Genomic DNA, 14,087 nt, shown 5'->3' on the forward strand with positions numbered 1-14,087 from the left:
GTAGACACTGCATCAGCGGCTGTCGGCTATTATGCGCTAGCTTTATTGTTTAAAATCACAATCCTCATCGAACAAATGAACCATACTATTTTTTATGGTTGAAGCCTACGCGATTGAAAAAACAAAAAAGCCAGAGTGCTTTCACACTCCGGCCTCTCAAACTGATTCCGCTTTCGCAGATCAGATAATCAATGATGCATCATGTCGTGCGCGATATCTTTGCCGCTTGATGACGACGGATAATAAGTCGGCCAGTTGGTAACTTCTTTGAGCAGAGCCGCACGATCATTACCCCAATAGAGATGGTAGTGATCGGCCTTTTCCGGCGCTATGCGGTGATCGCTGAACTGCATATATTCAGGCGCAGAACTATCGCCCTCAACCTTCTTAAAGATGAAACGAACGCCGCGATTTCCCTTGGCATAGGTCAGAATTTCATGGCCATCGCTGGCGTATTTGCCGGTAGACGCTTTATCGCCTTTATAAAATGACACTTCGTCACCCTTAATGACGATACGGTCCACATCCGTTCGATAACCAATCTCATAATAGTCAGTATATTCCTTGGCACTCTTATCGCCATGCTCCGCCTTGTGCGCGAAAACAGCATCAAGCGTTCCGTCTTTCAAATATGGATAAACTGACTGCCAATCACCCGCCCAATCGGAAAGCTGACGGTCCTTGACCTGATTGTCCTCGAAATAACCGTTTGCAGCGGTTTTTTCGTCTTTGTGCGCGTGGTCATGCGAATGCGAATGAGTGTGACTGGACACAGATTTTTCCTTTGTCTCCGCCAGAGCCTGCCCTGCGAAAGCCAGAGCCGCGCACAGACTAACCGAAGCCAGCAATTTTACCATATCTGATATCTCCTGATATTTAAGTTATGTAATATCGTTACGTTCAGGGAGATAGACGTTCACAGGACATTTGACAAGAAGAACTATCATCATGAGCAATTTATTAAGTGCCAGCGCGTGAAAAATGGGCGCACTTGCCTCAGCCATGTTTTCGGCAAGCAGGCGCTCCACGGCGAGCCCTGAGTGCCTGAGGGCCATATACTAGGCATACAGAGCCCACATGATAACGGGCTTCGGATTATTGCGATTTTGGACTCCGTCTGCATCACGGAAATTACGGCCGAGACGAACAAGATCGCGCTCACGCTCCCAGATAAGCTCTGCGCAAGCCTTAATACCCACAGCGTCTAATTGGACAATAGATTTAGGGGTAATGGGACAGAGTTGTATTTCGTCGCAACAACCCTGCCTATGCGATTATCAACTTTAAGACCTTTTTAGCTTTCTGGAACTTCACCAAATCATGCGGAAACAAAGGCGCACCATCCGGAAATTTTGCAATGCAAACATCCCACATTTCAACATAGCTGTTTGAAATTGCCCAAGCCTTCTGACGGTCTTTCTTTTCCAATCGCCTAAAATTAATCTTTAATGCGCTGTCTTCACGCAGCGGAAAATGGCTCAGTTTCTCAACAAATGGATATTTTTCATCACAGAGTTCTTCGAGAACTTTCTCCGCCGAATTCTGCAAAACCAAACTATAAATTTTATGAGCCTGTTCTTCAAAGAAACACAAGTGCCGCTCAAGCCATTGCCAAGCTTCTTGCTCTAGCCTAAGTCGCTCGGCCTTCTGGTCCCGTGCACGACCAGTGATAAAACTGATGATCAATCTAAATATGCTAATCAAATCTGACATATTATTACCCCGACGATAATTCTATGCCCTACTCATAGTAACAAAAAGGGGCGTTGAAACGCCCCTTAAAATGCTCGCTAAAATTGGGATCAATCATCACCCATCTTGAGTGCCTGAATAAAGGCCTCTTGCGGGATTTCCACCTTGCCGAACTGGCGCATGCGCTTCTTGCCTTCCTTCTGCTTGTCCAGAAGTTTGCGCTTACGCGAAATATCGCCGCCGTAACACTTAGCCGTCACGTCCTTGCGCAGAGCTGAAATGGTTTCACGCGCCACGATGCGTCCGCCAATCGCTGCCTGAATAGGAATTTTGAACATATGCTGTGGGATCAGCTCTTTGAGCTTTTCGCAAAGCACACGGCCACGCTTTTCAGCAGCCGAACGGTGCACCAGCATCGAAAGCGCATCCACCGGCTCTTCATTGACGAGGATCGACATCTTAACCAGATCACCTTCGCGGTAATCCGAAAGATTATAGTCGAAAGAGGCATAGCCCTTCGAGATCGACTTCAGACGGTCGTAGAAATCGAACACGACTTCGTTGAGCGGCAGATCATAGGTGATCATCGCACGCGGGCCAACATAAGTGAGATCGATCTGGAGACCGCGACGCTCCTGACAGAGCTTCATGATCGTACCAAGATAATCATCTGGCGTCATGATAGTGGCGCGAATCCACGGTTCTTCAATCGCTTCGATCTTCACAACATCCGGCATATCAGCCGGGTTGTGCAGTTCTTTCTGCGAGCCGTCCTGCATGTTCAGGCGATAGACAACCGAAGGCGCTGTCGTGATGAGATCGAGATCAAACTCACGCTCAAGACGTTCCTGAATGATTTCAAGATGCAGAAGCCCCAAGAAGCCGCAGCGGAAACCGAAACCAAGTGCAGCCGACGTTTCCATTTCAAAGGAGAACGACGCATCATTGAGGCGCAGTTTGCCCATGGCAGAGCGCAGATCTTCAAAGTCTGCCGCATCAACCGGAAACAGTCCGCAGAACACAACTGGCTGTGCAGGCTTAAAGCCAGTCAAAGGCTTTTCCGTCGGGCGACGATCTTCGGTGATGGTATCACCAACGCGCGTATCAGCCACTTCTTTAATAGAAGCAGTAATAAAGCCGAGTTCGCCCGGTCCGAGCTCATCCATCTGAACCATCTTCGGCGTAAACACGCCGGTGCGTTCAACTGGATATTTCGCGCCTGTACCCATCATGCGGATGGTCTGGCCTTTTTTCAGCACGCCATCAATCACACGGACCAGAACGATCACGCCCAAGTAACTGTCATACCAGCTGTCAACCAGCATGGCCTTCAATGGGGCATTGCGGTCGCCCCCTTTCGGAGGCGGCAGCTGCTCAACAATCGCTTCCAGCACATCAGGAATACCAAGACCAGTTTTTGCCGAGATCATCACGGCCTTGCTCGCGTCAATGCCGATCACTTCTTCGATCTGGTTCTGAACGCGCTCAGGCTCTGCTGCCGGAAGATCAACCTTGTTCAGCACCACCACGATGTCGTGGTTGTTGTCGATGGCCTGATAGACATTGGCCAGCGTCTGCGCTTCAACGCCCTGCGAAGCATCCACCACCAGGAGCGAACCTTCGCACGCAGCCAGCGAACGCGAGACTTCGTATGCGAAGTCGACGTGTCCGGGGGTGTCGATAAGGTTCAGCACATAGTCCTCGCCGTTCTTCGCCTTATAGTTAAGACGAACGGTCTGGGCTTTGATGGTGATGCCGCGCTCGCGCTCGATATCCATCGAGTCGAGGACCTGGTCCTTCATCTCACGCGTGTCCAGCCCGCCCGTCAATTGAATGAGGCGGTCGGCCAGCGTCGATTTGCCGTGGTCGATATGGGCGACGATCGAAAAATTGCGAATATGGTCTAGTGGTGTGCTCATGCGCGCGATTTACCAGTAAGCCGCGAAATCTCAAAGCGGTATTGCATGTTTAATACGGGAAAAGCGGCCTTTGTCGCAGTCGTGACAACAAGTCCCCTTTGCGTTGTTGCCAAAAGGCGATAAATCAGCGCCAGAAAACATGCCGCAATGATCAACTCGGGCATCATATCCGGCGATATAATCAGGCTTTCATGCAGGAGTTCAGGATGAAGACCGAACCAAACGAAGTTCACAACAAGCCGAAACTGGTCACCGTTTTTGGCGGCTCTGGCTTTGTTGGACGCGCGGTCGTAGCAAGCCTCACCAAGCGCGGCTATCGTGTGCGCGTTGCAGTGCGCAAGCCAGATGCTGCTTATTATATGGCACCACTCGGCAATGTCGGTCAGATCCAGATGCTTCAGGCGAATGTTCGCAATCGCGCATCGGTAGAACGCGCGATCATCGGCGCCGATCACGTCATCAACCTTGTCGGCATTCTTTCGGAAAGCGGCAAGCAGCGTTTCAACGCCGTTCAGGTGCTTGGTGCAAAGAACATCGCTGAAGCCACCAAAGCTGCTGGCCTGAAGCTCACGCATCTTTCGTCGCTTGCAGCAGATGCAAATTCGGCATCTGACTATGCTCGCACGAAAGCGGAAGGTGAAAAGGCTGTTCTGAGTGTACTGCCCGATACAGTCATCCTGCGTCCATCGACCATTTTCGGCCATGAAGATCGTTTCTTCAACCGCTTTGCCAATATGGCACGCTTCTCGCCATTCCTGCCGGTTATCGGTGGCGGCGAAACCAAGCTTCAGCCAGTTTATGTTGGTGATGTTGCCGAAGCTGTTGCACGCGCCGTCGATGGCGATCTTACCGCTGGCACGATTTATGAATTGGGCGGGCCAGACGTACAGCCGTTCAAGCATTGGATGAAAGATATGCTCGGCGTCATCGCACGCAAGCGTATTATTATCTCCATGCCTTTCTGGGTTGCACGCATTCAGGCAGCGGTTTTGGGCCTTTTGCCAAATCCCCTGCTCACCAATGATCAGGTGACATTGCTGAAATCCGATAATGTTGTTTCCGATGAAGCAACAAAACAGGGCCGCACGTTGCAGGGCATCGGCATTAAGCCTGAAGCCGTCGATGCAATTCTGCCAGCCTATCTCTGGCGCTACCGCGTCGCTGGTCAGTACACCAAGACCGGATTTGCGTGAGATTAAAACATAAATGAATTAAAGGGGCCGAAAGGCCCCTTTTCTTTTGCATACTGTTTGCGGGTTAGCCCCAAATCAGAAGTGCTGCCATTCCGAGTGAGCCGACGATCAGACGCCACCAAGCAAACAGCTTGAAGCCATGACGCGAGACATAATCAAGCAAATGCTTGACGACAAAAACGCCTGAAATAAACGCCATGATAAAGCCCACGACGATCAGCGCTGTGTCATTCATCGACAGCGAGCTGTGGCTTTTATAAAGATCATAGGTAAAGGCACCGGCCATTGTTGGCATGGCGAGGAAGAACGAAAACTCTGCCGCCGAACGCTTATCAGCCCCAAGCAAAAGTGCGCCAACAATCGTGGAACCTGAGCGCGAGACGCCGGGGATCATGGCAAGGCACTGCACAAAACCAATCGCCAGACAAATCGGCAATGGATAATCCATCACATTATTATAGCGCGGCTTAAGATCGAGCTGATCGACCCAAAGCAGAATAAAACCGCCAAGGATCAGCATAATGCACACCAGCATCGGCGTTTCAAACAACACGCTCTTGATAAAGCCATGCGCCATTGCGCCGATAACGGCAGCAGGTAAAAAAGCCAACAGAATGCCGAAAACAAAGCGCCGTGTGCGGGCATCACGCGGAAAATCGGTCAGAATTTTAATGAGTTTTGACGAATAAACCGTCAGGATCGCGAGGATCGCACCAAGCTGAATGAGCACCTCGAAGGTCTTGCCGTTGGATTCAAAGCCCAGAAAATGGCCGATCAGCAGCAAGTGACCCGTCGACGAAACAGGGATGAATTCCGTCAAACCTTCGACCAGACCGAGAAAAGCGGCTTCCAGAAGATTATAAATTTCCATGAAGTCAGTACCTTAGAAGGTGGCAGGATAAAAATGGCGCATCTTGACGAGCTGTTAAGCATGAAAGTGCTACAATTAGCGCCTACAGCGATTGCTTGTCTCCATCAAGCTTAGCACCTATAACCTAAACATTCCGTTGAGGTGGCTTAAATCTCCTGACAGCAGAAAAACCTGCTGCCGGTGCAAATGCCAGCCACAATTCCTGAGCGGAATTCAATCAGAGCTTTTTTAGTCGAGAGTACCGCGTCGATTATGCTTACGCTTTTTCATCATCCTATGTCTTCAGGCTCGCGCTATGTGCGGCTTATTCTCGGCGAGTACGATGTTGAAGCGGAAATGATCGAGGAGCGTCCGTGGTCGCGCCGCAAGGAATTCCTTGCGCTTAACCCGGCAGCAACGCTTCCTGTGCTTTTGGCCGAACGTGACCTGCCGGTCGTCGGCGCAACCGTCATTGCCGAATATCTTGACGAGACACGCGGTGCCTTGAAGCGCAGCCGTCGTCTTCTGCCGGAAAGCCCAATGGAGCGCGCCGAAGTGCGCCGCTTGGTTGATTGGTTTCTGCTCAAGCTCGAAAATGAAGTCACGCGCCATATCGCGCGTGAACGCGTGTTCAAGCTTCAGATGGCCGACGAAATGGGCGGCAGTGCACCTGATTCGACCGCCATTCGTGCCGCGCGCACCAATATTCGCCAGCATATGCGCTATATTGACTGGCTTGCAGCCACCCGCGACTGGCTTGCCGGTGGTCATCCAAGTTATGCGGATATGGCAGCGGCGGCATCTATTTCCGTCCTCGACTATCTTGGTGAAATCGAATGGGGCGAGACAAAAGCTGCGCGCGACTGGTATGCTCGCATGAAATCGCGTCCTGCTTTCCGTCCGCTCCTGGCTGATCGTGTGCGCGGACTGGCTCCAGTGGCTCATTATGGCGACCTCGATTTCTGACAATAATCAAGCTGCGGAAAAAGCACTCAAGCTCAAGCGGTTTCTGATCGAAGAGGCGAAAGCTGTCGGCTTCGATGCCGTGGCTTTCACTGGCCCTGATTCCATCCCGCAAGCGCCCCAGCGTCTGCGGCAATACATTGCTGACGGCCATCATGCCGATATGCTCTGGATGGAAGAAACCGAAGAACGCCGCGGCAATCCGAGCGTTTTATGGCCGGAAGTCCGGTCAATCATGGTGCTTGCCATGAATTACGGCCCGGACAGCAACCCGCTCGAAATTCTCAAACACAAAGACCGCGCAGCAATCTCGGTCTATGCGCAGAATCGCGATTATCACGACATCATCAAAGGCAAGCTCAAGCATGTAGCGAGCCGTTTTGCTGCGCGCGCAGGTCAGGATGTCAAAGTCTTTGTTGATACGGCACCCGTGATGGAAAAGCCGCTAGCGCAGGCCGCAGGGCTTGGCTGGCAGGGCAAACACACCAATCTGGTCAGCCGCGAACTCGGTTCATGGCTGTTTCTCGGCTCAATTTTTACCACCGCTGACATCCCGCCCGATCAGCCGGATCGCGATCATTGCGGCTCGTGCCGTGCATGTCTCGACGCCTGCCCGACCAAGGCCTTCCCCTCGCCATACAGGATCGATGCGCGGCGCTGCATCTCCTATCTCAGTATTGAGAACAAAGGCCCGATCCCGCTCGAATTTCGCAAAGCAATGGGCAATCGCATCTATGGTTGCGATGATTGCTTGTCGGTTTGCCCCTGGAACAAATTTGCGCAAGCAACCAGGGAGATGAAGCTGAGAGCGCGCGATGAGCTCAAGGCGCCAAGGCTTGCTGATTTTCTGGCCCTTGATGATCCGAGCTTCCGCACGCTGTTTTCCGGCTCCCCCGTCAAACGCATTGGACGCGACCGCTTTTTGCGCAATGTTTTGATTGCAACGGGTAACTCTGACGATCCTTCGCTGGTACCGCAAGTGGAAAGCCTACTCGAAGACCCTGCTGCTGTTGTGCGTGGAGCGGCGATCTGGGCATTCAAGCAACTCGCAGATGAAGAACATTTCGAAATTCTAAAAAATCGTCTGGCCTCTCTGGAAGAGGATGATACGGTGCGTGCAGAATGGAAATTGGAGGACTGTTAGAATGCGCATTTTTCTGTTTGGAGCCGGTTATTCTGCGAGAGCCTTTTCCCGCCTGATGACCGGAGAGGCAGAACGCATTGACGGTACCACCCGTAACGAACAAAATTTCCCGCTTCTCGAAAAATCCGGCATCGCACCGATCATTTTCGACGGTGAAACTGCTTCACCGGAACTCATTGACCGTCTCGCAAAATCAACCCACGTAGTTATCTCGATTTCACCGCGTGATAATGGCGATCCATCGCTTGCAATCGTTGAGGAAGCACTGCGTCGCCCCGGCAATACTGTTCGCTGGATCGGCTATCTTTCAACAGTCGGTGTCTATGGCAATTTTGATGGCAACTGGATTGACGAGACCGCGCAACGCCAGCCCGGTTCGCGACGTTCACTTGAACGCGTTGAGGCAGAAGATTCATGGGAAGCGCTGAGTGAGCGCCACGGCACGCCGGTTGCTCTTTTGCGCCTGTCAGGAATTTACGGCCCCGGCCGCAATGCTTTCATCAATCTTGAACGCGGCACCGCACGACGCGTTATCAAGGAAGATCAGGTCTTCAATCGTATCCATGTGGAAGATATTGCCGGATCATTGCGCTTTCTTGCAGGCACCAACACCGGCGGCGCATTCAACATCACCGATAATGAACCAGCGCCACCGCAAGACGTCGTCACCTATGCCGCAGAACTGATGGGCGTTGCCCCGCCGCCGGAAGTTCCGTTTAACGAAGCGGAAATGACGCCAATGGCACGCTCATTCTACGGCGAAAATAAACGCGTCTCCAACCAGCGCATCAAAGCTCTGGGCTATGAATTTATCTATCCCGATTACAAGACGGCCTTTAGCGCCATGTGGCGGGATGAGAACTGGCGCTAAAGCGTATCGCGTAAAAGTGGGAACCAACTTTGGCTAAAGACACGCGCAAAATAAGTGATTAATTGCCGTTTTGATCAACGCGAAGCATAATCCTAGCTATCCGTTCGAATGATTCGAGCAATATTTATTTGGAAACTGCCCATGGCTAAGAGATTTCTCTCCAAATTCTGGTCGCGTTTCGTCCTTGCAACCTGCCTTTCGGCGATGATTGCGCCGGAATTCGCTGCGCAAGCGCTTGCGCAGGATGCACCAGCAAAACAGGCATTCGGTAGCAAAAAGCTTCCAGTGGTAGCGCAGGAGGCCCAATCCATTGGCTTTTATGCCAAGGGCTGCCTTTCCGGTGGCGTTGCGCTCCCTTTGGATGGTCCAAACTGGCAAGTTATGCGCTTGTCGCGCAATCGCAATTGGGGGCACCCGCGCACAATCGGGCTCTTAGAAAAGCTTTCCCGCGATGCCGTAAAAGACGGCTGGCCGGGACTTCTAGTTGGAGATATTTCGCAGCCGCGTGGCGGGCCAATGCTGACCGGCCATGCCTCACATCAGGTCGGGCTTGATGCCGACATCTGGCTGACGCCCATGCCCAAAAAGCGCTTCACAGACGCCGAGCGCGAAAGCGTGTCTGCCGTATCAATGTTGAAAAGCGATTCACTTTACGTCGATCCGAAGAAATGGACGCCAGCGCGCACCGCACTCATCAAACATGCTGCCAGCTATCCAGAAGTTGAACGCATCTTCGTTCATCCTGGCATCAAGAAGCAACTTTGCGACACCGTCACAGGCGATCGAAAATGGCTTGGAAAAGTGCGCCCTTACTGGGGCCATTTCTATCATTTCCATGTGAGATTGCATTGCCAGCCGGGATCGCCGGATTGCACGCCGCAGCCGAAAGTCACAGGCGGCGATGGTTGCGATAAGTCGCTTGCGTGGTGGTTTACAGATGAGCCGTGGAAGCCAGCAAAGCCATCCAAAGAGCCGCCGAAAAAGCCAAAGCCAGTGATGGTTTCAGATCTACCAAAGGCTTGCGCTTCGGTGCTGAACGGTCCCTCGCCCGATTCCATCGCAGATGTGATCTATAATGCCAATTAAAGCGTGTATAGAAAACAAGCTTTTCACTGGCTTATGGCTTCGCTATAGCTTTCAAACGATTTAACTCAGAGCACATCCCGAAAAGTGGGAACCGGTTTTCGGAACAAGATGTGCGTAAAAAAACGTGTGACAAGGTTATCATTCTCATGTCCGACCGCCTGCGCATTGCATTGATTGCCCACGATCTGAAAAAGGACGAGATGGTTGCTTTCGCACGCAGCCACGAGAAGTCTTTGGCGCACTACGATATTGTGGCAACCGGCACGACTGGCGGGCTTATTCAGGAAGCGTGTCCTTCGCTCAATGTTTTGCGTGTTAAGAGCGGTCCATTGGGTGGTGATCAGCAAATTGGTGCAATGATCGCAGAAGGCACTGTGCAAGCATTGTTTTTCTTCATTGATCCGCTTTCGCCACTCCCGCATGACGTGGACGTGAAAGCCCTGACCCGTCTTGGCAGCGTCTACGACATTCCGATGGCACTCAACCCTGCAACGGCAGACAGACTTATAAAAGTGCTGGATTAATCCAGCACTCCGGTATCATCCGCCAATAATAAGAATAAACGAGACAGCAAGGCACACAATGATTAACGCTGACCAGAGTTTCAAGTTTCCCGTCCTCGTCGGCGACATCGGTGGCACCAATGCGCGTTTTGCACTGCTTGTTGATTCTCATGCCGAGCCTAAAGAATTTCCGGTCGTTCAAACGGCTGATTATGCAACGATTGATGATGCAATCGAGCAAACAGTGCTCAACCACACATCCATTCGTCCGCGCTCGGCAATTCTTGCGGTTGCAGGTCCAGTCGATGGCGACGAAATTGATCTCACCAATTGCGATTGGGTTGTGCGCCCAAAGCAGCTGATAGCCAATCTGGGCTTTGAAGACGTAACCGTTCTCAATGATTTTGAGGCACAAGCGCTCGCCGTTGTCTCAATTGATAAAGAATATTTGCATCAGATCGGTGGCAATGACGAAGAGATCGTCGCCACCCGCGTTGTGCTCGGACCAGGCACAGGCTTAGGCGTTGCCGGGCTTGTGCGCACCAGCAAAGCATGGGTTCCCGTCCCCGGCGAAGGCGGTCATATCGATATTGGCCCACGCAGCGCGCGTGACTATGAAGTGTTCCCGCATATCGAGACTATTGAAGGACGCGTTGCAGCGGAACAGATCCTATGCGGTCGCGGTCTACGCAATCTTTATCTTGCAATCTGCGCCGCCGACAAGGTGACTCCAGTTCTTGATACGCCACCGGATATTACCGCAGCCGGTCTTGATCGCAGCAATGCACAGGCTGTCGAAACGCTGGAACTTTTCGTGACCTATCTGGGACGCATTGCTGGTGATCTGGCGCTCGTTTTCAAAGCACATGGCGGCGTCTATTTGTCCGGCGGCATTCCACAGCGCATTCTCTCCGCGCTTCAGGCCGGATCGTTCCGTACAGCCTTTGAAGACAAGGCACCACACAGCCATTTCATGCGCGAAATTCCGGTACGCGTAGTGGTCCATCCGCTTGCCGCTTTAAGCGGATTATCCGCATTTGCGCGCGCGCCGACGCGGTTTGAAGTCGCTACCAAAGGCCGTCGCTGGCGCATTGACTGATGGGGCTTTTATTCTCAGGCATGGTCAAGCCACAAAGATAACGCTATAGAAGCGCTGCAAACAGACACCTATTGCGGCCTTTGGCTGCCAAATAAAAAGCACTTTGCCCGTGAGCTTATTCAAAAAGAAAAAGAAGAAGATCGACCCGAGCGAGGCCACGCGCGTCATTCGCCGCATGATGTCGGAGAATGTGCATCAGTATAAAAAGAGCTATGCGATTGCAATTTGCGCATCCCTGATCGTGGGTGGCTCAAATGCTGGTCTGGCTTATATGATGAAGCCGATGATCGACAAGATTTTCTATGAACAGCAAATCGGTCTCATCTGGATTATCTGCGGAGCTATCCTCAGCATTTTCGTCATGCGCGGTCTGTCGAGCTACGTTCAGGCGGTCGAGCTTGCCAAGATCGGCAACAATCTGGTTGCCCGCTATCAAAAGCGCATTTTCGACCATCTGATGAAGCTCGGGCTGGATTTTTATAACGATACGCGCTCTGGCCATTTGGCAGCGCAGATAAATCAGAACGTCAACGGCATCCGTGATCTTCTCAACATGACCATCACCTCGATCGCGCGCGATTTCGTGTCGCTGATCGGTCTGGTCGGCATGATGTTTTATACCGACCCATATATGTCGGCGGCAGTCTTTCTGATTGGTCCACCGCTGGTTCTTGCGGTCGCCTATATTTCGCGCCGCATCCGCACCGTTACCCGTGATCTGGTGCATCTAAACTCGCATCTGCTGGGTGCGATGCAGGAATCTGTTCAGGGTATTGCCATTGTGAAAGCCTTCACAATGGAAGAGCAGCTTCGTGGCAAAATCGATCTGCTCATCGATCAGACCGAAAACCGTAGCAACAAGATTGCCCGCGTTTCAGAACGCACGACCCCTATTTCAGAAATTCTCGCTGGCATCGCGATTGCGGGCGTTTTGGCCTATAGCGGATATAATGCAATTCTGAACCAGCAGCCTCCCGGCTCTATGTTCGCTTTCATCACAGCCCTGCTTCTGGCTTATGATCCTGCCCGCCGTCTGGCACGTCTGCAGGTTGGCCTTGAACGCGCACTCGTTAATGCGCGCATGATCTATGAAGTTCTGGATATTGAACCTAATCAGGGTGATGCGCCGGACGCAACAGAGCTTAAAGCTGGCACAGGCGAAATTGACTTCCAGAATGCGCATTTTTCCTATGCAAATAAAGTGCCTGTTTTGCACGGCATCAGCTTTACCGCAAAGGCAGGTGAAACCACCGCAATCGTTGGCGCATCAGGTGCTGGCAAATCAACGCTAATCAACCTTGTGCAGCGGTTTTACGATGTCACGGACGGGAAAATTCTGTTCGACGGACAGGATATTGCCAAAGTCACGAAACATTCGCTTCGCCATTCCGTGGCCTATGTCTCCCAGCAACCCTATCTGTTTGAAGGCACGATTGCCGATAATATCCGCTACGGACGCCCGGATGCGACACAGAATGATATTATCGAGGCTGCCAAGCTTGCCAACGCACATGAGTTCATTCTGCAACAACCACAGGGCTACGACACGCCCGTTGGTGAAAACGGCGTAACACTTTCAGGTGGTCAGCGTCAGCGGGTGTCGATTGCCCGTGCGATTGTGCGCAATGCGCCAGTTCTGCTGCTTGATGAAGCAACATCAGCACTCGATAACGAGTCGGAAAAGCGCGTTCAGCAGGCGCTCGATCACATCATGCATGACCGCACGACCATCGTCATCGCGCACCGACTTTCAACAGTTGTTAACGCGGACCGTATCGTCGTTATGGAAGCAGGACATGTTGTCGAAGAAGGTCGTCACGGCGATCTGATTAAGATACCCAACGGCGTCTATGCCCGTTTCTATGAACTGCAGAGCGGCAAAGACGAATTGCTTATCGGGAACAATGGCACGGAGGAAAAGTCCATTGGCTGAGAATGCTGAAATCGGATTGGTGGTTGTTGGTGCGAACGGTCGCATGGGACAAGCGCTCATCCGAGCTATCCATGCTATTGATGGGGCTCGCCTTGCGGGTGCCATTGCGCGTCCCGGCTCACCATTTCTTGGTAAAGATGCAGGCGAAGTCGCAGGCGTCGGCAATCTCGGTATCGCAATCACGGATGATCCGTTACCAGTGTTCGCAAAAGCGCAGGGCGTCCTTGATTTCACCACGCCCGCCACAAGCGTTGATTATGCCGGCCTCGCGGCTCAGGCGCGCATCGCGCATGTTATTGGCACAACGGGTTTTTCGAACGATGAGAACGAGAAGCTTCTGGCGGCAGCCCGCCACGCAACAATCGTCAAGTCTGGCAATATGAGCCTTGGCGTCAATCTTCTGTCCGGCCTTGTGAAAAAGGCTGCTCAAGCGCTTGGACCTGAAGACTTCGACATTGAAATTCTCGAAATGCATCACAAGCACAAGGTCGATGCGCCATCAGGCACCGCCCTTCTGCTGGGTGAAGCCGCTGCCCTCGGTCGCGCCATCCATCTTGAACAGAACAGCGTGCGTGTTCGCGATGGACATACCGGCCCGCGTGAGCAAGGCACTATCGGTTTTGCAACATTGCGCGGCGGTTCTGTCATTGGCGACCATGACGTCATTCTGGCTGGCGAAGGCGAGCGCATCACGCTCTCTCACCATGCGCAGGACCGTTCAATCTTTGCCCGTGGCGCTGTGAAAGCAGCACTTTGGGCGCATGGCAAAAAGCCCGGCCTTTATTCCATGCTCGATGTTCTTGGACTTAACGACTAACTAATAATTATCCCAAC

General features: G+C 52.2%; 13 protein-coding genes. 9 read left to right on the forward strand and 4 right to left on the reverse strand.

Features of this window, described 5'->3' with window-relative positions:
• Positions 1–188: 188 nt before the first annotated feature.
• The 3 genes from ACOZHT_RS03510 to lepA all read right to left on the reverse strand — a co-directional run bounded on the left by ACOZHT_RS03510 (position 189) and on the right by lepA (position 3,611).
• The gene (locus ACOZHT_RS03510) at positions 189–857 is read right to left on the reverse strand and encodes a metal-binding protein ZinT (protein ID WP_421565324.1); all 669 of its coding nucleotides are present in this window, start codon (positions 855–857) and stop codon (positions 189–191) included.
• A gap of 409 nt (positions 858–1,266) precedes the next feature.
• Positions 1,267–1,713 carry a hypothetical protein gene (locus ACOZHT_RS03515; RefSeq protein ID WP_339509465.1) on the reverse strand — a complete coding sequence of 149 codons (447 nt, stop codon included), beginning with the start codon at positions 1,711–1,713 and terminating at the stop codon, positions 1,267–1,269.
• 89 nt (positions 1,714–1,802) lie between these two features.
• Entirely contained in the window at positions 1,803–3,611 is a 1,809-nt protein-coding gene (lepA, locus tag ACOZHT_RS03520) for a translation elongation factor 4 (RefSeq protein WP_339509464.1), read from the reverse strand.
• Between the two features lie 206 nt (positions 3,612–3,817).
• Here lepA and ACOZHT_RS03525 point away from each other — a divergent pair, with 206 nt between their 5' ends.
• Positions 3,818–4,804 (forward strand): complex I NDUFA9 subunit family protein, encoded by a 987-nt coding sequence (locus ACOZHT_RS03525; RefSeq protein WP_421565325.1) that lies wholly within the window; start codon positions 3,818–3,820, stop codon positions 4,802–4,804.
• A gap of 64 nt (positions 4,805–4,868) precedes the next feature.
• On the opposite strand, the gene ACOZHT_RS03530 is transcribed toward ACOZHT_RS03525, so the two are convergent.
• A complete protein-coding gene (locus tag ACOZHT_RS03530; protein ID WP_339509462.1) occupies positions 4,869–5,675 on the reverse strand; it encodes an undecaprenyl-diphosphate phosphatase in 807 nt (268 codons plus the stop codon).
• A 252-nt stretch (positions 5,676–5,927) separates the two neighbouring features.
• Here ACOZHT_RS03530 and ACOZHT_RS03535 point away from each other — a divergent pair, with 252 nt between their 5' ends.
• From ACOZHT_RS03535 to dapB, 8 genes are all read left to right on the forward strand, one after another.
• Positions 5,928–6,620 carry a glutathione S-transferase family protein gene (locus ACOZHT_RS03535; protein WP_094506302.1) on the forward strand — a complete coding sequence of 231 codons (693 nt, stop codon included), beginning with the start codon at positions 5,928–5,930 and terminating at the stop codon, positions 6,618–6,620.
• The gene (gene queG, locus ACOZHT_RS03540) at positions 6,601–7,761 is read left to right on the forward strand and encodes a tRNA epoxyqueuosine(34) reductase QueG (protein WP_339509461.1); all 1,161 of its coding nucleotides are present in this window, start codon (positions 6,601–6,603) and stop codon (positions 7,759–7,761) included. Before ACOZHT_RS03535 ends, queG begins: the two co-directional genes overlap by 20 nt.
• A gap of 1 nt (position 7,762) precedes the next feature.
• On the forward strand, positions 7,763–8,632 hold the full coding sequence (locus ACOZHT_RS03545; RefSeq protein ID WP_339509460.1) for an SDR family oxidoreductase: 870 nt from the start codon (positions 7,763–7,765) through the stop codon (positions 8,630–8,632).
• 141 nt (positions 8,633–8,773) lie between these two features.
• Positions 8,774–9,718 (forward strand): penicillin-insensitive murein endopeptidase, encoded by a 945-nt coding sequence (gene mepA, locus ACOZHT_RS03550; protein WP_339509459.1) that lies wholly within the window; start codon positions 8,774–8,776, stop codon positions 9,716–9,718.
• Positions 9,719–9,864: 146 nt separating this feature from the next.
• Complete coding sequence (locus ACOZHT_RS03555) at positions 9,865–10,242, forward strand: methylglyoxal synthase (RefSeq protein WP_339509527.1); 378 nt, start codon at positions 9,865–9,867, stop codon at positions 10,240–10,242.
• Positions 10,243–10,300: 58 nt separating this feature from the next.
• Complete coding sequence (locus ACOZHT_RS03560; RefSeq protein WP_339509458.1) at positions 10,301–11,320, forward strand: glucokinase; 1,020 nt, start codon at positions 10,301–10,303, stop codon at positions 11,318–11,320.
• Between the two features lie 109 nt (positions 11,321–11,429).
• Complete coding sequence (locus ACOZHT_RS03565; protein ID WP_339509457.1) at positions 11,430–13,253, forward strand: ABC transporter ATP-binding protein; 1,824 nt, start codon at positions 11,430–11,432, stop codon at positions 13,251–13,253.
• Complete coding sequence (gene dapB, locus ACOZHT_RS03570) at positions 13,225–14,070, forward strand: 4-hydroxy-tetrahydrodipicolinate reductase (protein WP_339509456.1); 846 nt, start codon at positions 13,225–13,227, stop codon at positions 14,068–14,070. The genes ACOZHT_RS03565 and dapB overlap by 29 nt, the downstream gene beginning before the upstream one ends.
• Positions 14,071–14,087 lie beyond the last annotated feature (17 nt).

This window comes from Ochrobactrum sp. EDr1-4 (assembly GCF_049199085.1).
Taxonomy (GTDB): domain Bacteria; phylum Pseudomonadota; class Alphaproteobacteria; order Rhizobiales; family Rhizobiaceae; genus Brucella.

Bases quoted from the DNA above. Each gene is read 5' to 3' on its own strand.
- ACOZHT_RS03510 (WP_421565324.1), bottom strand. From the start codon at position 857: ATGGTAAAATTGCTGGCTTCGGTTAGTCTGTGCGCGGCTCTGGCTTTC.
- ACOZHT_RS03525 (WP_421565325.1), top strand. From the start codon at position 3,818: ATGAAGACCGAACCAAACGAAGTTCACAACAAGCCGAAACTGGTCACC.
- ACOZHT_RS03555 (WP_339509527.1), top strand. From the start codon at position 9,865: ATGTCCGACCGCCTGCGCATTGCATTGATTGCCCACGATCTGAAAAAG.
- lepA (WP_339509464.1), bottom strand. From the start codon at position 3,611: ATGAGCACACCACTAGACCATATTCGCAATTTTTCGATCGTCGCCCAT.
- ACOZHT_RS03530 (WP_339509462.1), bottom strand. From the start codon at position 5,675: ATGGAAATTTATAATCTTCTGGAAGCCGCTTTTCTCGGTCTGGTCGAA.
- ACOZHT_RS03515 (WP_339509465.1), bottom strand. From the start codon at position 1,713: ATGTCAGATTTGATTAGCATATTTAGATTGATCATCAGTTTTATCACT.
- dapB (WP_339509456.1), top strand. From the start codon at position 13,225: ATGGCACGGAGGAAAAGTCCATTGGCTGAGAATGCTGAAATCGGATTG.
- ACOZHT_RS03545 (WP_339509460.1), top strand. From the start codon at position 7,763: ATGCGCATTTTTCTGTTTGGAGCCGGTTATTCTGCGAGAGCCTTTTCC.
- ACOZHT_RS03535 (WP_094506302.1), top strand. From the start codon at position 5,928: ATGCTTACGCTTTTTCATCATCCTATGTCTTCAGGCTCGCGCTATGTG.
- mepA (WP_339509459.1), top strand. From the start codon at position 8,774: ATGGCTAAGAGATTTCTCTCCAAATTCTGGTCGCGTTTCGTCCTTGCA.
- queG (WP_339509461.1), top strand. From the start codon at position 6,601: ATGGCGACCTCGATTTCTGACAATAATCAAGCTGCGGAAAAAGCACTC.
- ACOZHT_RS03560 (WP_339509458.1), top strand. From the start codon at position 10,301: ATGATTAACGCTGACCAGAGTTTCAAGTTTCCCGTCCTCGTCGGCGAC.